Here is a 22060-nt window from a genome sequence, read left to right as displayed (position 1 = left end):
AGGTAAACGACAATGGCCACCATTCAATACGACAAGGCCTCGTGCGTGTACGCGGGCGCCGAGACGCTCGCGGTCGACTCGCTCGACCTGGACATCGCCGACGGCGAGTTCATCGTGCTGGTCGGGCCCTCGGGCTCGGGCAAGTCCACCGCGCTGCGCATGCTCGCCGGACTCGAGGAGATCGACGGCGGCACCATCCGCATCGACGGTCAGGACATGGTCGGCGTCCCGTCCAAGGATCGCGATATCGCCATGGTCTTCCAGAACTACGCGCTGTATCCGAACAAGACCGTCGGCGAGAACATGGGTTTCGCGCTCAAGATGATGAAGGTCCCGCTCGGCGAGCGCAAGCGCCGCGTCGCCGAGGCCGCCGAATTGCTCGGGCTCACACCGTATCTGGATCGCAAACCCGCCAAACTCTCCGGCGGCCAGCGCCAGCGCGTCGCGATGGGCCGCGCCATCGTGCGCGAGCCGCGGGTGTTCTGCATGGACGAGCCGCTGAGCAACCTGGACGCCAAACTGCGCGTGCAGACCCGCACCCAGATCGCGGCGCTGCAACGTCGCCTCGGCACCACCACGGTCTACGTCACGCACGATCAGGTGGAGGCGATGACGATGGGCGATCGGGTCGCGGTGCTGCGCGACGGCCAATTACAGCAGTTCAGCACCCCGGCCACGCTCTACGACCACCCCGCCAACGCCTTCGTCGCCGGATTCATCGGCTCCCCCTCGATGAATCTGTGCACCGTGCCGCTGGCCGCGGGCGGGGTCGACATCGCCGGGACGACGGTGGAACTGCCGCGCGAACGCATGGCGCGCCTTTCCGAGGCCGGACTGGAATCGGTCACCCTCGGCATCCGCCCCGAGCATCTCGAATTGCGCCGCGACGGAACGGGTTTCGCCGCCACCGTCGAATTGGTCGAGGAACTGGGCAGCGAATCGTACGTCTACACCCGCATTCCCGGCGACCCGATCTCCGGACTCGAGGGCACTCCGGTCATCTTCGTGGCCCGCTCGCCGCAGCGCGCACCGGCTCGTCTCGCCGAATCGGTCGCCCTGCACATCACCGATCCCGCCGCGGTACACCTGTTCCACCCCCAAACCGGTGACCGCATCGGCGACTGACCACATCCGCTCGAACACTCCGCCCCGCACCGTGTCGCCCGCGAATCTGCGACCGGTGCGGTGTGGAGCCTGTCTACGCAGATCAGGCCTGTGATCAGGGTATCGGCGACCGCACTCGCGGACGAAACGGAGATCGCGTCCGGTCCGTTCACGCCACTCGTAGCCGGCTCACAGCAAACCTCGAGGTAGACCACCGAGAATTACGGCCGTGTTTCCTGTGCAGACGGACGTCACGACAACGCCCACACCGACACCGGCCGGAGTGGCGCCGCCTCCGGCTCCCAGGATGCCGTCGGCGAAACTCGTTCCCAGCGAGATGAACTTCCACCACGGGGTGTCGCTGCTGCACGGATGGTTGCCACTGACCATCGAGATCATCGCGATCGTCTTGCTGCTCATCGCGATCGTCCGGCTCACCCGGCGCTGGTGGCTCATCCGGATTCCGATCGCGGTGGTACTCGGTGTCGCGGGTGCGCTGGGCGCGTGGGCGTATACGAACGATCAGGGGCTCGCCTCGGATCCCGCGCCGGTACTGCTGTGGATCTGCGTGGGCGCGATGGTCGCGGCCCTGGTCGTCGCGGTGATCGGCTGGCCGGGTGCACGCTGGTGGCAGCGGGTGGCGGCCATCCTCGCGCTGCCCTTCGCGATCGCCAGCACCGGCGTGGTGCTCAATCAGTGGGTCGGCTACTACCCCACCGTGCAGTCGGCCTGGAGCGCGCTCACCGCCGGACCGCTGCCGCACCAGACCAGCATGGACGCGCTCGCGGCGATGCGCGGCACCGATCCGAAGACCGGTGTCGTCGTCCCGGTGGACATCCCGGACAACGGCAGCGGCTTCGAACATCGCACCGAATACGTCTACCTGCCGCCGGCCTGGTTCGCCGGGAAGAACCCGCCGTCGCTGCCGGTGGTGATGATGATCGGCGGCGAGTTCAACACCCCGGGTGACTGGCTGCGCAGCGGGCAGATCATGCCGGACATCGACAAGTTCACCGCGGCGAACAAGGGCCAGGCGCCGATCCTGGTCTTCGTCGACTCGAGCGGCAGCTTCAACAACGACACCGAATGCGTCAACGGGCCGCGCGGCAATGCGGCCGACCATTTGACCAAGGACGTCATCCCGTACGTGGAATCCAAGTTCGCCGCGTCCTCCGATCCGGCGCACTGGGCGGTGGTCGGCTGGTCCATGGGCGGCACTTGCGCGGTGGATCTGACGGTCATGCATCCGGAGCTGTTCCACACGTTCGTCGATATCGCCGGGGACGCCGGGCCCGACTCGGGTACCAAGGCGCAGACCATCCAACGTCTCTACGGCGGCAGCACCGAGCAGTGGGAGCACTTCGACCCGGTCACGGTGATGGACAAGCACGGCCCCTACACCGGAATCGCGGGTCTGTTCGACGATCTGACCGCCCCGCAGCGCGACGGTAAGCACAGCATGCCGAAGGGGTTCAAGATGCCGAAGGTGAGCGAGGACCAGATCGGCAAGGGCGGACAGGACGCGTTCGAAGGCTCGAGTGAGGTCGGCGCGGCCGAGAAGTTGTGTGCCACCGGGAAGCAGGTCGGCATCGACTGCACCATCCACACCACCCGGGGCGGGCACACCTGGCAGTTCGCCTCGGCCGCGTTCAGCTCGTCGCTGGCCTGGGTGAGCGCGCGGGTCGGCCTGCCGGTACCGGCGAGCACCTGAGGCTCGGGCGAGCACGTCCCGGGGTGAGCCGTCCGGCTCGCCCCGGGATTTTCGTTGTCGGTCAGTCGATTTCGCGATACTCCGGAGGCGGAGCGGCCAGTTCGGGATGCTCCTGCGCGTACCGCTCACCGTGAATCCGCAGCATCGCCCAGTGCCACGCCTCGTCGTGGAAGATCAGCCCTCGATGCGGTGCGTCGGCCTGCTCGTACGGATACCGCCGCACCGCGCTCAATTCCGCCTCCACCTGCGTCATTCCCCCGTACCGCCGCATCACCCAGGCGAAGCGGTGACGCTCACCCCACAGATACTCGAGGTACTCACCTTCGCGCCGATCCCGATCCACTCGCGCAGGGTAGACCCGATTTGATCACACGACCACTCGAACGAATCACGCGCGGAACCTCATTACTTGACGCCCGGTAAGTGATGCTCCTAACCTTCGATGCGAGGGGTCCGCGCGCACCGCCCGGCTCACCGAAGTCGCTCGCGGGGAGGGCGAAGTGCAGGATTTCAGCATCATCCGGCCGGATTCGGCCACGGTCGAGGTCGAACGGGCAGCCCTCACCGACCTGAATATTGATCAGGTGCTCGCCACCGTGCTGCGCGGGGACACCGAATACGACCTGGGCCCGTTGTATCTGCGGCCGGTTCGCGATCCGGAGACGGTCGCCTACCGACGCGAGGTATTCGCCGACCTCGACGACCTGTCGCTACGCGCGGCCTTCCACGAATTCGCAGCCGGTATGCGCATGGTGCGTCGTGCACTCGCGCAGAGCACTCACCTTGAGCAGCCACATCAGCGCCGCCGTTGGCATCTGGACGCCGCGGAGAACTACCTGCTGATCCTCACGCGCCTGTCCGAGCAGATCTCCGGCCTGCCGATCCGGTCCCGCGGACTGAGCGAGTGGCGCGACCTGCTCGCCGAGCACCTGCGCGACCCACGGATCACCGCGACCGCCGACGCGATACGACAGGTTCGCGCGGAATTGGACACGGTCCGGTACAGCCTGCGGATCGTGGGCCGCACCATCGAGGTCGGCTTCGACGAGGGCGCGGCGGATTACAGCGCCGCGATCGCGAAGCTGTTCGCGCGCTTCGGTTGTGCCGAGCCGTCCGCATCTCGGCCGCGAGCACAGTGGGCCGATATGAACCAGACCGAGGAGCAGATCCTGCGGGAGGTCGCACAGCTGCATCCCGGGCCGTTCGCGCGGCTCGAGCAGTTTCGCACCGAGCATCCGGACTTTCTCGATCCGATGGTGCTGCGGTTCGATCGCGAAATCCAGTTCTATCTGGTCTATCTCGCATTCGGCCGCGGCCTCGCGGCCCAGGGACATCCGCTGCGCCTGCCCGAGACGGCCGCGCCCGGCGAGGACGTGTACGCCTGCGGCGCATTCGATCTCGCACTCGCGGCCCGACCACGCCGCGCAAATGATTTGGTATGCAACGACTTCCACTTGTCCGGCCCGGAACGGGTACTCACGGTAACCGGGCCGAATCAGGGTGGTAAGACGACGTACGCCCGAATGTTCGGGCAGCTGCTGTATTTCGCCGCGCTCGGCTGCCCGGTTCCGGCCCGCGCGGCGCGCTTGCCGCTGCCGGACGCGATCTTCACCCATTTCGAACATGCCGAGGATCCCGGGGATCCGGACGGCCGGCTGCTCGGCGAACTCACCCGGATGCGCGACACGCTCGACCGCGTCACCGCCGACAGCGTCATCGTGATGAACGAGAGTTTCAGCTCCACAAGTACTTCCGACGCGGTCCGGATCGGCGCGGACATCCTCGGACGGATCATCGACCGCGGCGCGCTCGCGCTGTGGGTGACCTTCTTCGAGGAATTGTCCCGCCTCTCACCGGCTGTGGTGAGCATGGTCGCGGTCACCGAATCGGACCACGATACCGCCCGGCGCACATTCCGCATCGAGCGCAGACCGCCCGGCGGACAGCTCCACGCCGTCGAACTCGCCGGCCGCCACGGGCTGACCTACGACCGGGTGACCGCGAGGATGCACCGATGAGACTCGCTCTGCTGCAACCGCCCGGCGTCACAGTGCGGACCGTCACCACTGAACAGCGCACCCTCGCGGATCTCGGTCTGGACGCCCTCTGCACGGCGATGGCCCACGACGACGAGTACGGCGAGGATCCGGCAGTCGCCGAGGCGGTGCGGGCGATCCTGCCCGCGAGCGTCGCCGACCCCGAGGTGATCCGGTACCGCCACGCCGTTCTCGCCGACTGCTGCGCCCACCCGTCGGCGGTTCACGAGATCTACCGGATCGCCACGGCGGCAACGCGAGTCAAGCGCTGGCAGGTCGGTCCGCGACATCGCCCGAACGGCAAACTGCTACTCGCGCTGGAACCGCTGCGCGAACTGCTCGGCTTTCTGCGCGAGCTACGGGCGGCGTGCGTGCGCCATGCCTCGTCCTTCGAATCCGCCGGATTCGCCGATCTGGTCGCGACGGTCGCCGCGGAACTCGACGAGCAGTATCTCGCCTCGGTCGAACAGCAGCTTGCCGCAATGGATTTCGAGAACGGCCTGCATTTGACCGCGAGCCTGGGACCCGGCAACAAGATCGCCGGAATACGCCTGCACGCCCCGGTCCGCCGCCGCCGATTCGGTCTCGATCGCCGCACCGGACGCACCTTCGAAGCGATCGACGATCCGGAGACCGAGTCCGATCCCGTTGTCCAGCTACAGAATCCGGCATTGCAGATCATCGCCGACGTGGTGAGCGACGCCGCCGACCAGGTGCAGGACTTCTTCGCACAGCTGCGTACCCAGCTCGCGTTCTACCTGGGCTGCGTCACCCTGCACCGCAGGCTGACCCGGGATCACGTACCGGTCTGCCTCCCGGCCGTGCATCCTCCGGGCGCACCACGCTTGCGCAGCACCGGGTTACGCGATGTCGGGATGTGTCTGGCGGACGGGCGACCGGTCGTCGGCAACGATCTCGATGCCGAGGGGCGCTCGCTCATCATCGTCACCGGAGCCAACAACGGCGGCAAGTCCACCTTCCTGCGCGCGGTGGGCGCGGCCCAGTTGATGGCGCACGCCGGGATGTTCGTCGCCGCAGAGAGTTTCGACACCGACCTGCACGGCGGGATATTCACTCATTTCGCCGCCGACGAGGACCGCACCATGTCACACGGCAAACTGGTCGAGGAACTGGCGCGGATGAGCGATCTCGTCGACCGCATGGCCCCCGATTCACTCCTGCTGTGCAACGAAACCTTCGCCTCGACCGCCGCTCGCGACGCGGAACAAATAGCCGAACCACTCCTGAATGCCCTCCTGGACACCGGCATCACTATCTTCTTCGTCACCCACCTCGCCGAATTCGCCTGCCGCCGAGCCGAAGCGGCCCGCCCCACCGACCTGTTCCTGCGCGCCGAACGTCTACCCGACGGCACCCGCACCTTCCGCCTCGTGCCCGGCTCCCCCGAACCCGGCAGCCACGCCGACGACATCTTCCGCAAGGTCTTCAGCCGCGCACCGCAACTCCCGCCACCCGCCCCCGCGATCGAGTAGCCCCCTGGCGATGTCCCGTCCAGGCATGCCGCCAAGGCCGGTAGCGGCGATGAACCACGGCGGGATCGATCCAACTCAGAACCGCGACGGATATTCCTGTCCCGCAATATCTGTCGCGGGCGGTGCACCGAACTGCTGCCCGACACCATCCGGATATCCGGAACCGGATGCCGCGGGCGCACTGCCGCCTGAGGGCATGTTGCCCGGCGACATCCCCTGTTGAGGCACTGCCTGCGCAGATATCGGCGCGGACGGCGTCGCTTGTTGCGGCATTCCCGGCTGCTGCGGCGAACCAGGTTGCCGCACAATCGTTTCCGGGGCGATCCCCGGCTGCGGCAACCCGGGCTGTGGCATCCCCGGATATTGCATCGGAACCTGCACAGCGTTCTGGTACGGCACAGCGCCCTGTGCCATCGCCTGGTTGGGGCATGCCGACACCTGTTGCGCCGCGAGCACCGCGATGGAGCCGAAGCAGAACATTGCCCCGATACCGAGCGTCGCCACCGTCCGCGCCGTTGGCGAGCGATGCCCCGAGGTCATCAGCAAGATCGCACCGATGGTGGTCGCCAGCTGACAGCTCAACAGTCCATAGCGTCCGTTACCGATCAACAGGTGGGTACCGGGGATGTGGAACCAGATAAGACCGCTGCCGCTCAGGCAGGACCGCAGGAGCTGAACCGCCACCGTGAGGATCGCCGCGATACCTGCCACCAGATCGATCGGGGACCGCTGGGGCCCCTGCGCCGGAACCACCCCGGCAGGTGCTTGCGTCCACCCGACAGCCGACTGTCCGGGCCAACCCGAACCTGCCGCAGCCGGATACTGAACGGGCGGAACCCCGGCGGATACGGATTCGCCATCCGCAACTCCCCTGAACCGGATTCGATCTCGGAAAGCATACCCGCCCAACCGATTTCCCCGGCACCCACCAGCGGACACACCCGCGCGGTGCGGCACACCGCACTAACGCGATACTCGACGCGCGGTCGACCCGAGCATGCGCTGTGCGCGCAGCGGTCCTCCACCGCCGACCGGGCTCTTCACCGCAGTGACCGCGTTCGCCGCCGCGCTCATCTCCGCCCGACTCGATAGGCTCGGCCGGTGACCGACCTGAGTACCGAACCAGCAACCACTCCGCCCAGGACCGAGCGAGGGCTCGAACGGATAGTTTTCTTCAGTGATGCCGTGGTGGCCATCGCCATTACGCTGATCGCGTTGCCGCTGGTGGACAGCGCCCGGGAGGTCGAGCACAGTTCGACGTCGAAGTTCTTGTCCGACAACATCTTTACGCTGATCGCGGCGGCGGTGACTTTCGCGGTGATCGGGGTGTTCTGGCGTGAGCACCATCAGCTGTTCGAGCGCGTCACCGGCTACACACCGCGGCTGATACGGGCGAATCTGTTCTGGCTGTTCGGGATCGTCGCGCTGCCGCTGGCGACGGTGCTGGACGAGTTCACCCACCGGGACCGGCTGGCAATCGGCATCTACCTCGGCGTCATCACCTACACGATGGTGATGCAGCGGGTCGAGGAACTGCTGCTGCACCGGGCGAATCTGCTGTCGGATCCGCATCGCGCCACACCGGTCGAACTCGCGCTGCGCTGGTCGATGGTGATCGCGGCCGTGATTGCGCTGGCCATCGCGGTGACCTGGCCCGGAATCGGCCTGTGGTCACTGCTGTTGCTGGCGGTCACGGGGCCGCTCGAGACGTTCATCCGAGCACGCGTGCGATCGGCCCGCGCATCCTGATCGAAAACCGAAGGCCGCCTACAATATTCGCTGCGGGCGGCCTTCGGGCGAGCAGAGATTACGCGTCGAGTTCGGCGAGCACCTCGTCGCTGACGTCCACATTCGTGTAGACGTTCTGCACATCGTCGCTGTCCTCGAGGGCGTCGACGAGTTTGAACACCTTGCGGGCCCCTTCGGCGTCGACCGCGACCGAAACCGAGGGCTGGAAACCGGATTCGGCCGAATCGTATTCGATCTCCGCTTCCTGCAACGCGGTACGCACCGCGACCAGGTCACCGGGCTCGCTGATCACCTCGAAGGAATCGCCCAGGTCGTTGACCTCTTCGGCGCCGGCGTCGAGCACGGCCATCAGGACGTCGTCCTCGCTCAGGCCGTTCTTCTCCAGCGTGATCACGCCCTTGCGGTGGAACAGGTACGCCACCGAACCGGGATCGGCCATATTGCCGCCGTTGCGGGTCATGGCCACGCGCACCTCACCGGCGGCGCGGTTGCGGTTGTCGGTGAGGCATTCGATCAGCACGGCGACGCCGTTCGGGCCGTAACCCTCGTACGTGATGGTCTGCCAATCCGCGCCACCGGCCTCTTCACCGCTGCCACGCTTGCGGGCGCGCTCGATGTTGTCGTTCGGGACCGAGGACTTCTTCGCCTTCTGGATGGCGTCGTACAGAGTCGGGTTTCCTCCAGGGTCCCCACCACCCGTACGCGCCGCGACCTCGATGTTCTTGATCAGCTTGGCGAACATCTTGCCACGCTTGGCATCGATCACGGCCTTCTTGTGCTTGGTGGTGGCCCATTTGGAGTGGCCGCTCATTCCCCTACTTCCTTCACGTCGGTGTGCTCGAGATTCGCGCAGATAACTGTCTCAGTCTACTGCGCGGTGTCTCAGGTCATACCGGACGCCCGCCCTCGCCCCGCGCGGAGCGTGCGCAGCGCCCGGACGGGCGGTTCAACCGAGCCGGGCGGCCGTGCGTTCGCGGACCATGTCCACGAACATGCCGTGCACCCGCAGATCGCCGGTCACCTCCGGATGGAACGAGGTCGCCAGCACGCTGCCCTGGCGCACCGCGACGATCCGGCCGGCCGCGGGTCCAGACGGTACCGTCGCCAGCACCCGCACCCCGTCACCGACACGCTCGACCCACGGCGCGCGGATGAACACCGCGCGCACCGGGTCGCCCTCGATGCCCTCGAAGTCCAGATCGGTCTCGAACGAGTCCACCTGACGACCGAATGCGTTGCGCCGCACGGTCATATCGATACCGGACAGCGACCGGGCATCGGGCCGGGTGTCCAGGATCGAATCGGCGAGCAGGATCATGCCCGCACACGAGCCATAGGCCGGCATGCCGTCACGCAACCGCTGCCGCAACGGTTCGAGCAGCCCGAACACCTCGAGCAATTTGCTGATCGCGGTGGATTCGCCGCCGGGCAATACCAGGCCGTCGACGGCGTCGAGTTCGGACTCGCGCCGCACGTTCACCGGTTCGGCGCCGCAGGCGGTGAGGGCGTGGAAATGCTCGCGCACGTCGCCCTGCAACGCCAGCACTCCGATGGTCGGTTTCACGATTCGAGCATACGAGCAGACCGGCGGTGTTCCCGAGCGGCCGGGCGCGGATGTGGTTCTGATCACCTGGCCGTCAAGACTTCGCAAGTGCGGGGTGTCGAATGCTGCCCGCGGGGGAACACTCGCGCAGGTGACTGACGTATTGGCCGATACCGTGCCCACGTCCGGCGGGCCGGCGGCCACCTCGTCGCCCCGGCGCGGCCTGACCGTGGCGACCGGGCTGGCGGGATTGTCCCTGGACGCGATGGCCTCGGTGGCGTACGGCCCCGAGGCCATCGTGCTGGTGCTGGCCGCTGCCGGTAGTGCGGGATCGGGGATGACGCTGCCGGTGACGGCGGCCATCGTGGTGCTGCTGACGGTGCTGATCGCCTCCTATCGCCAGGTGATCGCCGCCTTCCCCGACGGCGGCGGCGCGTATGCCGTGGCCCGCGCGCATCTGGGACATCGGACCGGGCTCATCGCGGCGGCCTCGCTGATCGTGGATTACGTGCTGAATGTCGCGGTGTCCATCGCCGCGGGTGTCGCCGCGCTCACCTCGGCGATTCCCATGCTGCTGCCCTACACCGTGTGGATCTGCCTGGCGATCCTGCTGGGCATCACGGCCTTGAACCTGGCGGGCATCCGCGAGAGCGCGCGAGCGTTCATGGCTCCGACGGCGGTGTTCGTGGCCGGCATCCTGGTGGTGATCGCGGCCGGGCTGCTGCGCTCGGAACCGGCGACGGCCGGTGCCGCGGCGACGACGGTCACCGACGCTCGAACCATCGGAATCCTGCTGTTGCTCAAGGCATTCGCCAGCGGATGCTCCGCGCTGACCGGTGTCGAGGCGATCGCGAACGCGGTGCCCGCTTTCGAGCGCCCGCGCGTACGCAAGGCACAGCGGGCCGAGGTCGCCCTCGGCGTGCTGCTGGGCGTGATGCTGCTCGGCCTCGCGACGCTGATCGGCAAGTTCTCCATCCACCCGGTGACCGGGACCACGGTGCTGTCCCAGCTGACCGCCGCCGCGCTCGGGCATGGAATCGTCTACTACATCGTGCAATTCGCGACCGTGCTACTGCTGGCGCTGGCCGCCAACACCTCGTACGGCGGCCTGCCGACGCTGGCCAAGCTGCTCGCCGAGGACAACTGCCTGCCGCACCGTTTCGCGGTGGCCACCCCGCGCCAGGTGTACCGCTACGGCGTTCTGGCCCTGGGGATTTCGTCCGCTGTCCTGCTGATCGCGGCGAACGGCACGATGAACGCGCTGGTGCCGCTGTTCGCGATCGGCGTCTTCGCCGGCTTCACCATCGCCCAGGCGGGGATGGTCCGGCACTGGCTGGGCGATCGCGTGCGCGGCTGGCGATGGCGGTTGGCGCTCAACGGTTTCGGCGCGGTGCTCACGCTCGTCGCCGCGATCGTCACCACCGCGATGAAATTCACCTCCGGCGCCTGGCTCGTCGTGCTCGTGCTGCCGCTGCTGGTCCTGGCGATGGAACGAATTCGCCGGCAGTACAACCGGATCGACGGCTGCCGTGGGACCGGATGCCTGCCCGCGCCGCCGCGAGCCGGCGGCACCGTGATCGTGGTACCGGTGTCGCAGGTCTCGGAACTGAGCCGCGAAGCGCTGTCCGCGGCGCTGTCGCTCGGCCACGACATCGTCGCGGTGCACGTCTGCCTGCCCGGGGAGAACACCACGGCTTTCACCAAGGCATGGGAGGCGTGGCACCCGGACGTGCGCCTCGAGGTCATCGACGCCGGGGACTGCACCGTCGGCGCGCCGGTGGCGCGCTACGTCCGGGACAACTTCGACGGACGTCGCAAGGTCGTGCTGATCGCCGAGGTGGACCCGCCCGCCGGATGGGGCCGCGTACTGCCCAGCCACCGCAGCGACGAGTTGGAACGCCGGCTGCGCCGCCTCCCCGGCACGGTCGTGTGCCACCTGCGCGTCCAGCCCGCCTGAGCGGGACCGGGCCCAGGTCAGACCGTGCGAAGGGTGCGGATCAGCCCCTCCTGCACGACCGCGGCCACCAGTTCGCCCTGCCGGGTGAAGATCCGGCCGCCGGTGAGCGCGCGCCCGAACCCGGCCGACGGTGAATTCTGGTCGTAGAGCAGCCAGTCGTCGGCGCGGAAGGGCCGCAGGAACCACATGGCGTGATCGAGCGACGCGTTCTGCGTCGGCTCGTCCGGATGGGTGACCTTGGAGGAGCCGAGCAAGGTCATATCGCTCATGTAGGCGAGGGTGCAGACGTGCAACAGCGGATCGTCCGGCAGCGGGTGGCGGTAGCGGAACCACACCTGCTGCTGGGAGATCAGCCCGTCGCGCGGGGTGATGCGATCGGTAGGAATGGGACGGATGTCCCAGTGCTCCCACTCGCGCATGGCCCAGAGGTGCTCCGGGTTCATCGAGGTCTGCGCGTCCGGCAGATGATCCGGGAGCGGCACCTGCGGCATCACGTCCTGATGCTCGGGCCCGGTGTCGCCGACGTGGAACGAGGCCGACATGGTGAAGATGGCCTGGCCGTCCTGGATTCCGGTCACCCGGCGCGTGCAGAACGACCGGCCGTCCCGGATCCGCTCGACCTCGTAGACCGTCGGCTCGGCCGGATTTCCGGGGCGCAGGAAGTACCCGTGCAGCGAATGCACCTGGAATTCGGGCTCGACCGTGCGCACCGCCGACACCAGCGCCTGTCCGGCAACCTGCCCGCCGAAGGTGCGAGGCAACTGGGTCTTGAGCGATGCCCCACGGAAGATGTCCCGCTCGAGCCGCTCGAGTTCCAACGCCTCTTCGATCGTCGCCATGATCCGTCCTTCCGCGAGTTGCCGTGCCCAGGCTAAGCGATGGCGAACCGCCGACGGTGGCCGACTCTCCGCGAAACCGGCGGCCCGGCATGATGGTCCGGTGCCGAGCTTCTCCCCTGTCACCGTGGACGCGCTGGTCGAGGTCGTCCTGGACCGCATCCTGGAACTGCCGGGTCGCGCGGTCGTCGCCGTGGACGGGGCCGATGCGGCGGATCCGCTCGGCTTCGCCGAAACCGTCGCCGAGCGCATCCGCACGCGGGGACGGGCGGGGGCGACGGTGTCACTGCACGATTACGTGCGTCCGGCGTCCTTGCGGCTGGAGTTCGGCCGCGACGAGATGTCTTATCGCACAGCCTGGTTCGACTACGCGGGCCTCGACCGCGAAGTGCTGCGGGGATTGCGCGAGCACGCTCGCTGGCTGCCCGCCCTCTGGAACGAGCACACCGACCGATCTGCCCGCGCCACAACGATTTCCGCGGCTCCCGACACTATCGTCCTGGTCGCGGGACCGATGCTGCTGGGCCGTGGGCTGAGGTTCGACCTGAGCGTCGAGCTCCGTCTGTCCGAGGGTGCGCTGCGCCGCGCCGAGCCCGAACCGTTCGTCGTCGCGGCGCTGCTTCGGCACCGCCGCGAGACGCCTCAAGAGCCGGACATCCTGGTCGCCTGGGACCACCGCGATCGCCCGGCACTGCGCGTCCGGGAGCAACGCGGCAGATGAAACCCGTTCCAGCCCAGCAGGTCCGGGATCAAGGCGCCGATCACGCGCCCGCCCGCGCGGTCGCCTCGGCGCGCGAGCCGATGATCTCGTCGGCGATCCAGCGGGCGACTCCGGCGGGATAGGGGTCCGAGAGCCCCAGGATGATGTGCCCGAAGCCGGCCTCGAGCGCCGCATCGATCCCGGCCCGGGTGCGGCCGGGATCGTCGTAGGACACCGGCACCATGGTCGAGCGGGTGATCGCGGCCGGATCCCGGCCGATCTCGGCGCAGTAGCGGTCCAGCAGGGCACTGCGCCGCACGGCGTCGGCGATGTCGACGCCGGCGATATTCCACAGATCGGCGTGCTCGGCGGCCACCCGCAGGGTGGAGGCCGCGCGGCCGCCGATCATGATCGGCGGATGCGGGCGCTGCACCGGTTTGGGATTGCCCAGCGCCCCGCACAATTGGATGTACCGGCCGTCGAAGTCGAACGCCTCGTCCTCGGTCCACAGCCGCCGGATGACGGTGCACGCCTCCGCGAAACTCCCGATGGCGTGCGCGGTTTCGTGGTACGGCAGACCGTGACCCTCGTATTCGCGCCGGGCCCAAGGGATGTCGGGCCGCGAGCCGACGCCGATGCCGAAGTCCAGGCGACCACCCGAGACGATGTCCACCGTCGTGGCGATCTTGGCCAGTACGGCCGGGGGCCGGAATCGGTTACTGGTCACCAACAGTCCCAGACGCAGCCGGGAGGTCTGTGCGGCGAGGGCGGACAGCAGCGTCCAGCCCTCGAATATCGGCCCGTCCGGATCGCCGCCGATGGGCATGAGGTGGTCGAACAACCAAGCGTGCTCGATCTGCTCGATACCGTCCGCCTCCTGCCACACTCGCTGGATGTCCTGGTACTCCACCTGCTGGGGAGCGGTGATGATCCCGAAGCTCGGGCGAGGTGTCTGCGGCATCGTTGATCGGTCCTTTCGGCATCGCGCAATAAAGCGGAACCTTGCTCCGCTAACGATACGGATCATTGTTCCGTTTGACAACCGAACCTGCCGAACCGGGGCCGAGCAGCCCGTATGACGACAAGAGCCCCGGCCCAGACGGGCCGGGGCTCGGCGAAGAACCGAATCGGATCGGAAGTTACCAGCCGCGCTCGGCGAGGCGGTGCGGCTCCGGGATCTCCTCGACATTGATGCCGACCATGGCCTCGCCCAGACCACGCGAGATCTTGGCCAGCACATCCGGGTCGTCGTGGAAGGTGGTGGCCTTGACGATGGCCGCCGCGCGCTGGGCCGGATCGCCCGACTTGAAGATGCCCGAGCCGACGAACACGCCCTCGGCGCCGAGCTGCATCATCATCGCGGCGTCGGCGGGGGTGGCGATACCGCCCGCGGTGAACAGCACCACCGGCAGCTTGCCGGTCTCGGCGATCTCGCGGACCAGCTCGTAGGGGGCCTGCAACTCCTTGGCCGCCACGTACAGCTCGTCCTCGGGCAGGGCGCTCAGCCGCCGGATCTCGCCGCGGATCTTGCGCATGTGGGTGGTGGCATTGGAGACATCGCCCGTGCCGGCCTCGCCCTTGGAGCGAATCATGGCCGCGCCCTCGGTGATTCGGCGCAGCGCCTCGCCGAGGTTGGTCGCGCCGCACACGAACGGGACGGTGAAGTTCCATTTGTCGATATGGTGCGAGTAGTCCGCGGGCGTCAGCACCTCGGACTCGTCGATGTAGTCCACGCCGAGGCTCTGCAGGATCTGCGCCTCCACGAAATGACCGATCCGCGCCTTGGCCATCACCGGGATCGAGACCGCGTTGATGATGCCGTCGATCATGTCCGGGTCGCTCATCCGGGACACGCCGCCCTGGGCGCGGATGTCGGCGGGAACCCGCTCGAGCGCCATCACGGCCACCGCACCGGCATCCTCGGCGATCTTGGCCTGCTCGGGCGTGACCACGTCCATGATCACCCCACCCTTGAGCATCTCGGCCATACCGCGCTTCACGCGGGCGGTACCGGTCGTCGGGGCGGTTTCGGGCGTCGTCACGGCTAACTCCTGTGTGATGGGCGAATCGGATCGTTCATGATCGAACGACACGATTCTAGGCGGCTCGATCAGGCCACTTCATAGCCAGTCGGAGACCACTGGACTGCCGACCCGCTCACCGGACGCCGAATCCGCTATCGCGCCGCTATGCGATCACCCCGCCGGATCGATCACCAGCAGCGTCGCCCAGTACGTCGCCGCCTCCTCACCGATGTACGGCACCAGGAAGTCGTGCAGCAGATAGGACATGATCACAGTGCTCACCTCCACACATCCGATTCACCGTGTGCGCCAACGGCAAACCGCGCCTCGACACTATCGGAGCATGAGTCATCTCACAGTGATTCAGCTCCGATCACCTCGAGACCTCACCTGGTGCGCGCGAGATATCCGCTCGGGCGCGCCCGCGTCGCCACCAGGGATTTACCGCTCCGGTCACCTATGATCTCCGCTGATGGCAGCACCTCGCTCTCCGGAAGTCCGCAGCTCAGCACGTCCGTTTCGAGAACAGGATCCGCTATGCGACGCTCCCTCGCCCTCGCCGCAGCAAGTGTGCTCGCGGTCGACCTGTGGGCCACAGCCGCTTGGCCCGGAAACGCGCAGACCACGAGTGCCGATGTGGACGGATCGGGGGTACATCTGCATGCCTCGGTCGATCGCATCGGGACGGCGCCCCCGGGTGATCGGACGCCTAACTACCTGATGACGTTCTCCCACGCCGCCCAGGTGAGCGGCACCTACTCGGTCGCGGCAACAGGCGCTCCGATAAGCTCCGGCACCGCCATCGCGGGATTCCTGCTGGGGTGCGGCGTCAGCACCGCCGGGGGCGTCAGTGTCGGCATCGAGCCGGTGCAGGGCCTCAACGGCGGCATCTCTCCGAGCCTCACGATCAACGCCCCGTCCTCGGTCAGCCCGGTGGGAGCCGCGAGGGTCGCGCGGAGCCTCCCCGACAGCGGCACATCACAGAGCGCGACACCATCGAGCACCGCCGTCGCAGCATCCACGGCCCCCGCCCCTTCACCCACCCCCAGCACACCGGCCGCCACCGGCACACCAGCCCCCACCGGCACGCAGGCCGCCGCCACGCCACCGACCATCGCCGCACCACCGGTCACCAGCGCACCGGCCGGCACCAGTGCGGCACCCACAACCACACCGCCACCCACAACCACACCGCCACCAATCACCACCACACCGGCCAGTACCAGCACACCGCCCATCACCACCACACCAGCCAGCACGACTACACCCACCACAACCACACCCACCACGACGACACCCACTACGACCACACCCACCACGACGACACCCAGCAACAGCAACTCGGCCACGGTGGGCATCGCACCCAATTTCGGCGGCACGCTCGGCCTGCAGGAAGTTCTGCAAGCGACGATCCAACCCGGCCAGGTCACCACGGCGACCACCTCGACCGCCACCCTGGACAACACCACCCGTTTCCCCTACCACCTCACCTTCTCCAACGCCGCCCTCAACGTCTCGCAGTGCGCCTCGCCCGTCGAGGCGGTTCCGTTCGTGACCACGACGGTCGCCACGGCGCAGGGCAACGTGCAGACCACCGCCTACGGCAACAAGTTCACGTTCTGAGGTCCGATTCGAGTGTCGCCGGCCCGTCCGCGGCGATGTGCAGATCCTTGTCACCACGGCCGGAAAGGCATACCAGGACAACCGAGTCCGGCGGCAGCTCCCCGCGTTCGGCCGCGTCCAGCAGATAGCCCAGAGCGTGCGCGGATTCCAGGGACGGCAGGATCCCCTCGGTGCGGCTCAGCGTGCGCAGCGCGCGCAGGGCCTGCGCGTCGGTGGCCGTGCCGAATACTGCCCGGCCGACGTCCTTGAGGTGGCTCAGCTCAGGGCCGACGCCGGGGTAATCCAGTCCCGCGGCGATGCTGTGCGTGCGGCTGATCTGGCCGTCCTCGTCCTGCAACAGATAGCTGTACGAGCCGTCGACCTCGCCGGGACGGCCGAAGCTCAACGTCGCCGCGTGCTCGTTCCCGCCGCGTCCGGCGGCCTCCACTCCGATCAGCCGCACACCCGGATCATCCACGAACGGATGGAACATGCCGACCGCGTTACTTCCGCCGCCGACGCAGGCCAGCACGTAATCCGGTAGTCGCCCTTCGGATTTCAGGATCTGCGCGCGCGATTCGCGGCCGATCACGGTCTGGAATTCGCGCACGATCCACGGATAGGGCGCGGGCCCGGCCGCGGTGCCGAACACGTAGTGACTGGTATCCAGATTCGCCACCCAGTCCCGCACCGATTCGCTGACCGCCTCCTTCAGGCCCCGGCCGCCGGCGGACACCGGACGCACCTCGGCGCCGAGCAGTCGCATCCGAACGACGTTCGACTCCTGTCGCGCCATATCGTTCGCACCCATGTAGACAACGCAACTCAGGCCCAGCATCGCGCACACGGTTGCCACGGCGACGCCGTGCTGGCCGGCCCCGGTCTCGGCAATGATCCGGCGTTTACCCATCCGCCGAGCCAGCAGCGCCTGCCCGATCGCGTTGTTGATCTTGTGCGCACCGGTGTGCGTCATATCCTCGCGCTTGAGGTAGACCCGCGCACCGGAGGCCCGCAACGCTTCGGCGAACCGCGGAATCCGGTGCAGCAGAGTCGGTCTCCCCACCCGATCGCGCAGCAGTTCGTCGAGTTCGCCGATGAAGTGCGGATCGTTTCGCGCGGCCAGATAGGTGCGTTCCAAATCCAGCAGGGCGGCCATCAGGCCCTCGGGAACATATCGCCCGCCGTAGCGGCCGAAGCGGCCGTGCTCGTCCGGCAATACTCCGCCCAGCCGACATCCTGGCGCAATCTCGTGGTCAATCACCATGCCCACCGCCAACTCTCACTAACGACACAAATCCGACAGTCACACTGTCCTGTGCACGTGAGCGCGAACATAATACGTATCCCCACGGCTGGTTAACACTCCGTGAGCAGTTGCCGCCCCGGTGAGCGACACGAGCGAACATCGGCCGCCCGGGCGGTTCATCGAATCGAGCGAACCTCGGGATCGGTGATCGCGGAGCAGGCGGCGACCGCCTCGGGCAGCAGCTGATCCAGATGGAAGGGATAGACCGTCTCGCCCTGGCGATCCAGTTCGGCGATATCCTCGGGCGTGCACCACTTGTCGGCGGTCACGCAGTGTCGTTCCCAGGTCGTGGGATCGGCCGCCGCAGGCGCGAAATTCTTGGCGCGGGCGACGAAGAACAACTCCTCGGAGCGGATCAGCTCACCGTCGAACGGGAAGACCGCCACCCGGCGCCACAGCGGCCCGCGCAGCAGCGAGGAGTCCAGCGCGAACCCGGTCTCCTCCCACAGTTCCCGCACCGCCGCGGTGCGCAGGGTCTCCCCCGGCTCGATACCGCCGCCGACGGTGAACCAGAACGGCATATCCGGCGTCCGCGGGTCGTGGCCGCGCAGCAGCAGCACCCGATCCTGTTCGTCCAGCAGGACCACCCGCGCCGAGGTGCGCACGGTGTCCACGTCCAGACCGATGGTCGCCGCGGGCGTGACGCGTTCGGCGATCTCGAAATAGGTCGGCAGCGGGGCTGTACCGCCCAGATGCAGCAGCCGCACCGGACGGCGGGTGCGCAGTGCCAGGGTGTCGCGTACCGCGTCGTTGTGGAAACGCCGGGCGATCAGCACCCGCGCCTCGGCATCGGCCAGTTCGGCCACCAGTTGCGGACGCAACTGGGTGATGTCCAGCGCCGACAGGGCCGCGGCGAGCTGATTCTCCGCGGTCTCGCGGCTGCGCCAGTCGGCGCGCTCGGCCCGATCCGCAAGGGCGACAAGACGTTTGGACCGCTCGGCCACCGCCGGATCCGCCGCGGGTCCGGCCATCGAGATCGCCACCGTCCGGGCCACCACCGCGCGCCGGGACAGCGCCGCCTCGAGCGCGTCGCGCGCCTGATCGCCGCGCACGTGCAGCCGGTCCAGGCGGTTCGCCGTCGAGTACGCCCACACGCCCGCCGCGACGATCAACGCCGCGATCAGCGCGAGGACGAGAATCGTGGTGGCGGAGAAGGTGATCATCCGGCGGTCCTGACTCGGGTGTCGCCGACCGTGACCGTCTCGTACACCCGCAGAATCTGTTCGGCCACGACCGGCCAATCATATTCCCCCACGACCTGGTTGGCCGCGCGGATCAGTTCCTGCCGGCGAGCCCGGTCACCGAGCAACTCGTTCAGCGCGTCGGCCAGTGCCGACGAATTCCCCACCGGGACAAGCCGTCCCGCGACGCCGTCGCGCAGCACCCGGCGGAAGGCGTCCAATTCGCTTGCCACGACCGCGGTTCCGGCCGCCATCGCCTCCACGAGCACGATGCCGAAACTCTCGCCGCCGAGATTCGGCGCGCAGTACACGTCCGCACTGCGCATCGCCGAGGCCTTGTCCTCGTCCGAGACCTGGCCGAGGAACCGCAGATGTGCCGCGTGCGCACCGGCCTCGCGGCGCAATCTCTCCTCGTCGCCGCGCCCGACGATCAGGATCTGCACGCCCGGATGCCGCCGCGCCAGCGCGGGCAGCGCGCCCAGCAGTACCGCCATCCCCTTGCGCGGTTCGTCGTAGCGGCCCAGGAACAGCACGGTCCCGCCCTCGCGCGGATAGCCGCCCAGCAGCGGTGCGTGCGCGAACGCGGGCACGTCCACGCCGTTGGGGATCTCCACCGCGTCCCCGCCCAGCGCCTCCACCTGCCAGCGGCGGGCCAGTTCCGACACCGCGATCCGCCCGCTGATCTTCTCGTGATACGGCCGCAGCACGCCCTGAAAGGTGCTCAGCACAAGGGATTTCGTGGTCGAGGTGTGGAAGGTCGCCACGATCGGGCCCTCGGCGACCTTCAACGCCAGCATCGACAGACTCGGCGCGTTGGGCTCGTGGATGTGCAGCACGTCGAAATCGCCCTCGGCGATCCAGCGGCGCAACCGGCTGTAGGCGGTCGGCCCGAAGGACAGCCGCGCCACCGAGCCGTTGTACGGAATCGCCACCGCCTTACCGGCCGAGACCACGAAATCCGGCAGCACCGTGTCGTCGGAGGCCGGGGCGAGCACGCTGACCCGGTGGCCGCGTTCGATCAGCACCTGCGCCAGCTCCACGACATGGGACTGCACCCCGCCCGGCACGTCGAACGAGTACGGGCAGACCATGCCGATCCTCATGACGCGCCGTCGCCGGGTACCGCGTCCTGCGCCGCGCGAACCTCGCTGTGCCGCACCGGATTCGCGGTGCGTCCGGCCTGCGCCGCGGCGATGCGGGCCAGCCGGGCCTCGGAGAGGTCGGCCTCCCACAGCGGCTGGAGCATGTGCCAGTCGGCGGGATGCTCGGCGATATTGGCCGCGAACCGATCCGCCAGCGCCTGGGTGGTCGCCGCGACGCCACCCGAAGTGTCCAGTGCCGCTTCGGTTTTCATACCCCAGGACTCGCGGCCGGACTCGTCGGTGGTGAACCAGCAGTGCACCGGGATCAGCGCGGCCCCCGTCTCGATGGCGAGTTTGGCGGCGCCCGCGGGCAGCCAGGTGCGTTCACCGAACATGGTCACCGGAACGCCCTTACCGGTCAGGTCACGCTCACCCATCAGGCACACCACCCCGTTGTGCCGCAGGCGATCCGCGAGCTGCGCGAACGGCGGCTGCTCACCTCCGGTGAGCGGGAACACCTCGAAGCCGAGGCTCTCCCGGTACGCCACGAAACGCTCGAACAGGGACTCCGGTTCGAGCCGCTCGGCCACCGTGGCGAAGGTGCCGTTGTTCTGCACCAGCCACACCCCGGCCATATCCCAGTTGCCCGAATGCGGCAGCGCGAGGACCACACCGCGGCCGCGGGCCAGCGCCGCGCGCAGGTTCTCCACCTGCTCGACAGGCAGTGATCCCACGGCCGCGTGATCCATGCTCGGCAGCCGGAACGCCTCGCGCCAGTACCGGGCGTACGAACGCATGCTCGCGCGGATCAACTCGTCGGGGACCGCGGCCGGGGCCACGCCGAGCACCCGGGCCAGGTTGCGGCGCAACTGATTCGGGTCGCCGGTGCGGTGCGCGGCCCGGTTCGCGCGGTTGGCCGCCCAGTTGCCGCCGCGGTCGAACCACCGGCGCGCCGTGTCCTCGGGCAGGGCCCGCACCAGTCGCCATCCGGCCGCGTACGCCTTGTCGGTCAGCGCGGACTTCAGATCCGTCATATGGGCCCCCTATTTCGCCGGGCCGGGCTCGGCCCCGCCCGGCTGGGTTCCACCGGCGCCCTTGGACACGAGCAGATCGCGCGCTCCCGCGGAATTGCGCACCGCCAGCACCCGCTGGAACACCGTGACCACACTCAGCACCGCCAGGACGTACATCGCGAGGTACACCGCGTAGACCAGCCAGCCGATGCCGAAATACTGGCCTATTCCGGTGAATCCTGCTCCGACCAGCACGATCACCAACCGGTCCGGCCGCTCGATGAGGCCGCCGTCGGCGGTGAGCCCGCTGGCCTCCGCGCGCGCCTTCACGTACGAGATCACCTGTGAGGTCACCAGCACCACGAGCGTCGCGGCGAACAGGTGCCTGCTGTGCTGGTTGTACACCGACCACCAGGCCAGCGCGCCGAAGATCGCCCCGTCGGCCACCCGGTCGCACGAGGCGTCCAGGACCGCGCCGTACTTCGTGCCGCCGCCCCGGGCGCGGGCCATCGCCCCGTCGAGCATGTCGAACATGACGAAAAGCCAGATCACCATCGTGCCCCAGAAGAGGTGATCCAGCGGGAAGAGCGTCACCGCGGCGATGATCGATGCCGCGGTGCCGATCAACGTCATGGCGTCGGGCGTGAGCCCGGTACTCACCAGCGCTTTGCCCAGCGGCGCAGTCGCTTTGGCGAACGTCTCACGACCGAAGAAGCTCAGCAC

The 22060-nt window shown here is 68.1% G+C and carries 20 protein-coding genes and 1 pseudogene; 9 read left to right on the top strand and 12 right to left on the bottom strand.

Going from position 1 to position 22060, the window contains the following annotated elements; translation table 11 throughout:
• Positions 1 to 12 precede the first annotated feature (12 nt).
• Positions 13 to 1125 carry an ABC transporter ATP-binding protein gene (locus tag AC5WS7_RS02340; RefSeq protein ID WP_495952652.1) on the top strand — a complete coding sequence of 371 codons (1113 nt, stop codon included), beginning with the start codon at positions 13 to 15 and terminating at the stop codon, positions 1123 to 1125.
• Positions 1126 to 1411: 286 nt separating this feature from the next.
• Positions 1412 to 2815: an alpha/beta hydrolase gene (locus tag AC5WS7_RS02335; protein WP_495953717.1), complete on the top strand. Its 1404-nt coding sequence runs from the start codon at positions 1412 to 1414 to the stop codon at positions 2813 to 2815.
• A gap of 61 nt (positions 2816 to 2876) precedes the next feature.
• On the opposite strand, the gene AC5WS7_RS02330 is transcribed toward AC5WS7_RS02335, so the two are convergent.
• On the bottom strand, positions 2877 to 3158 hold the full coding sequence (locus AC5WS7_RS02330) for a hypothetical protein (protein ID WP_495952651.1): 282 nt from the start codon (positions 3156 to 3158) through the stop codon (positions 2877 to 2879).
• Positions 3159 to 3315: 157 nt separating this feature from the next.
• Here AC5WS7_RS02330 and AC5WS7_RS02325 point away from each other — a divergent pair, with 157 nt between their 5' ends.
• Together AC5WS7_RS02325 and AC5WS7_RS02320 are read left to right on the top strand one after the other, a co-directional pair.
• On the top strand, positions 3316 to 4833 hold the full coding sequence (locus tag AC5WS7_RS02325; RefSeq protein WP_495952650.1) for a MutS-related protein: 1518 nt from the start codon (positions 3316 to 3318) through the stop codon (positions 4831 to 4833).
• Positions 4830 to 6344, top strand: coding sequence for a MutS-related protein (locus tag AC5WS7_RS02320; RefSeq protein WP_495952649.1), 1515 nt, complete (start codon positions 4830 to 4832; stop codon positions 6342 to 6344). The genes AC5WS7_RS02325 and AC5WS7_RS02320 overlap by 4 nt, the downstream gene beginning before the upstream one ends.
• A gap of 75 nt (positions 6345 to 6419) precedes the next feature.
• Here AC5WS7_RS02320 and AC5WS7_RS02315 read toward each other — a convergent pair whose 3' ends face one another.
• Positions 6420 to 7055: a hypothetical protein gene (locus AC5WS7_RS02315; RefSeq protein ID WP_495952648.1), complete on the bottom strand. Its 636-nt coding sequence runs from the start codon at positions 7053 to 7055 to the stop codon at positions 6420 to 6422.
• 390 nt (positions 7056 to 7445) lie between these two features.
• On the opposite strand from AC5WS7_RS02315, the gene AC5WS7_RS02310 reads away from it, so the two are divergent.
• A complete protein-coding gene (locus AC5WS7_RS02310; protein WP_495952647.1) occupies positions 7446 to 8093 on the top strand; it encodes a TMEM175 family protein in 648 nt (215 codons plus the stop codon).
• A gap of 58 nt (positions 8094 to 8151) precedes the next feature.
• Here the strand turns inward: AC5WS7_RS02310 and AC5WS7_RS02305 are convergent, their stop codons facing one another.
• On the bottom strand, positions 8152 to 8904 hold the full coding sequence (locus AC5WS7_RS02305; RefSeq protein WP_495952646.1) for a YebC/PmpR family DNA-binding transcriptional regulator: 753 nt from the start codon (positions 8902 to 8904) through the stop codon (positions 8152 to 8154).
• Between the two features lie 135 nt (positions 8905 to 9039).
• Entirely contained in the window at positions 9040 to 9660 is a 621-nt protein-coding gene (gene pdxT / locus AC5WS7_RS02300) for a pyridoxal 5'-phosphate synthase glutaminase subunit PdxT (RefSeq protein WP_495953716.1), read from the bottom strand.
• Between the two features lie 127 nt (positions 9661 to 9787).
• Between pdxT and AC5WS7_RS02295 the strand changes: the two genes are divergently transcribed.
• Complete coding sequence (locus tag AC5WS7_RS02295) at positions 9788 to 11593, top strand: APC family permease (protein ID WP_495952645.1); 1806 nt, start codon at positions 9788 to 9790, stop codon at positions 11591 to 11593.
• A gap of 17 nt (positions 11594 to 11610) precedes the next feature.
• Here the strand turns inward: AC5WS7_RS02295 and AC5WS7_RS02290 are convergent, their stop codons facing one another.
• Positions 11611 to 12432: an acyl-CoA thioesterase gene (locus AC5WS7_RS02290; protein ID WP_495952644.1), complete on the bottom strand. Its 822-nt coding sequence runs from the start codon at positions 12430 to 12432 to the stop codon at positions 11611 to 11613.
• A 100-nt stretch (positions 12433 to 12532) separates the two neighbouring features.
• Between AC5WS7_RS02290 and AC5WS7_RS02285 the strand changes: the two genes are divergently transcribed.
• Entirely contained in the window at positions 12533 to 13150 is a 618-nt protein-coding gene (locus AC5WS7_RS02285; RefSeq protein WP_495952643.1) for a nucleoside/nucleotide kinase family protein, read from the top strand.
• Between the two features lie 40 nt (positions 13151 to 13190).
• On the opposite strand, the gene AC5WS7_RS02280 is transcribed toward AC5WS7_RS02285, so the two are convergent.
• Positions 13191 to 14090: an LLM class flavin-dependent oxidoreductase gene (locus AC5WS7_RS02280; RefSeq protein WP_495952642.1), complete on the bottom strand. Its 900-nt coding sequence runs from the start codon at positions 14088 to 14090 to the stop codon at positions 13191 to 13193.
• A 178-nt stretch (positions 14091 to 14268) separates the two neighbouring features.
• On the bottom strand, positions 14269 to 15171 hold the full coding sequence (pdxS, locus tag AC5WS7_RS02275) for a pyridoxal 5'-phosphate synthase lyase subunit PdxS (RefSeq protein WP_495952641.1): 903 nt from the start codon (positions 15169 to 15171) through the stop codon (positions 14269 to 14271).
• A 441-nt stretch (positions 15172 to 15612) separates the two neighbouring features.
• Between pdxS and AC5WS7_RS02270 the strand changes: the two are divergent.
• A pseudogene (locus AC5WS7_RS02270) lies at positions 15613 to 16053 on the top strand (MspA family porin); the annotation flags it as partial.
• A gap of 450 nt (positions 16054 to 16503) precedes the next feature.
• Positions 16504 to 16776 carry an MspA family porin gene (locus AC5WS7_RS02265; protein ID WP_495953715.1) on the top strand — a complete coding sequence of 91 codons (273 nt, stop codon included), beginning with the start codon at positions 16504 to 16506 and terminating at the stop codon, positions 16774 to 16776.
• On the opposite strand, the gene trpB is transcribed toward AC5WS7_RS02265, so the two are convergent.
• From trpB to pgsA, 5 genes are all read right to left on the bottom strand, one after another.
• A complete protein-coding gene (trpB, locus tag AC5WS7_RS02260) occupies positions 16766 to 18019 on the bottom strand; it encodes a tryptophan synthase subunit beta (RefSeq protein ID WP_495953714.1) in 1254 nt (417 codons plus the stop codon). The two genes, AC5WS7_RS02265 and trpB, sit on opposite strands and share 11 nt — an antisense overlap.
• Positions 18020 to 18177: 158 nt before the next feature.
• A complete protein-coding gene (locus AC5WS7_RS02255; RefSeq protein ID WP_495953713.1) occupies positions 18178 to 19221 on the bottom strand; it encodes an NUDIX hydrolase in 1044 nt (347 codons plus the stop codon).
• Positions 19221 to 20345 carry a glycosyltransferase family 4 protein gene (locus AC5WS7_RS02250; protein WP_495952640.1) on the bottom strand — a complete coding sequence of 375 codons (1125 nt, stop codon included), beginning with the start codon at positions 20343 to 20345 and terminating at the stop codon, positions 19221 to 19223. The genes AC5WS7_RS02255 and AC5WS7_RS02250 overlap by 1 nt, the downstream gene beginning before the upstream one ends.
• Positions 20342 to 21358 (bottom strand): phosphatidylinositol mannoside acyltransferase, encoded by a 1017-nt coding sequence (locus AC5WS7_RS02245; protein ID WP_495952639.1) that lies wholly within the window; start codon positions 21356 to 21358, stop codon positions 20342 to 20344. Before AC5WS7_RS02245 ends, AC5WS7_RS02250 begins: the two co-directional genes overlap by 4 nt.
• A 9-nt stretch (positions 21359 to 21367) precedes the next feature.
• A complete protein-coding gene (gene pgsA, locus AC5WS7_RS02240) occupies positions 21368 to 22060 on the bottom strand; it encodes a phosphatidylinositol phosphate synthase (protein ID WP_495952638.1) in 693 nt (230 codons plus the stop codon).

This window comes from Nocardia sp. PLKS1-43 (assembly GCF_059510335.1).
This window is presented reverse-complemented; position numbering and strand designations above follow the sequence as displayed.

Excerpts from the sequence above, each read along its gene's own strand:
- AC5WS7_RS02290 (WP_495952644.1), bottom strand. The coding sequence starts at position 12,432 with ATGGCGACGATCGAAGAGGCGTTGGAACTCGAGCGGCTCGAGCGGGAC.
- AC5WS7_RS02280 (WP_495952642.1), bottom strand. The coding sequence starts at position 14,090 with ATGCCGCAGACACCTCGCCCGAGCTTCGGGATCATCACCGCTCCCCAG.
- AC5WS7_RS02335 (WP_495953717.1), top strand. The coding sequence starts at position 1,412 with ATGCCGTCGGCGAAACTCGTTCCCAGCGAGATGAACTTCCACCACGGG.
- AC5WS7_RS02340 (WP_495952652.1), top strand. The coding sequence starts at position 13 with ATGGCCACCATTCAATACGACAAGGCCTCGTGCGTGTACGCGGGCGCC.
- AC5WS7_RS02320 (WP_495952649.1), top strand. The coding sequence starts at position 4,830 with ATGAGACTCGCTCTGCTGCAACCGCCCGGCGTCACAGTGCGGACCGTC.
- AC5WS7_RS02305 (WP_495952646.1), bottom strand. The coding sequence starts at position 8,904 with ATGAGCGGCCACTCCAAATGGGCCACCACCAAGCACAAGAAGGCCGTG.
- AC5WS7_RS02245 (WP_495952639.1), bottom strand. The coding sequence starts at position 21,358 with ATGACGGATCTGAAGTCCGCGCTGACCGACAAGGCGTACGCGGCCGGA.
- AC5WS7_RS02250 (WP_495952640.1), bottom strand. The coding sequence starts at position 20,345 with ATGAGGATCGGCATGGTCTGCCCGTACTCGTTCGACGTGCCGGGCGGG.
- trpB (WP_495953714.1), bottom strand. The coding sequence starts at position 18,019 with ATGGTGATTGACCACGAGATTGCGCCAGGATGTCGGCTGGGCGGAGTA.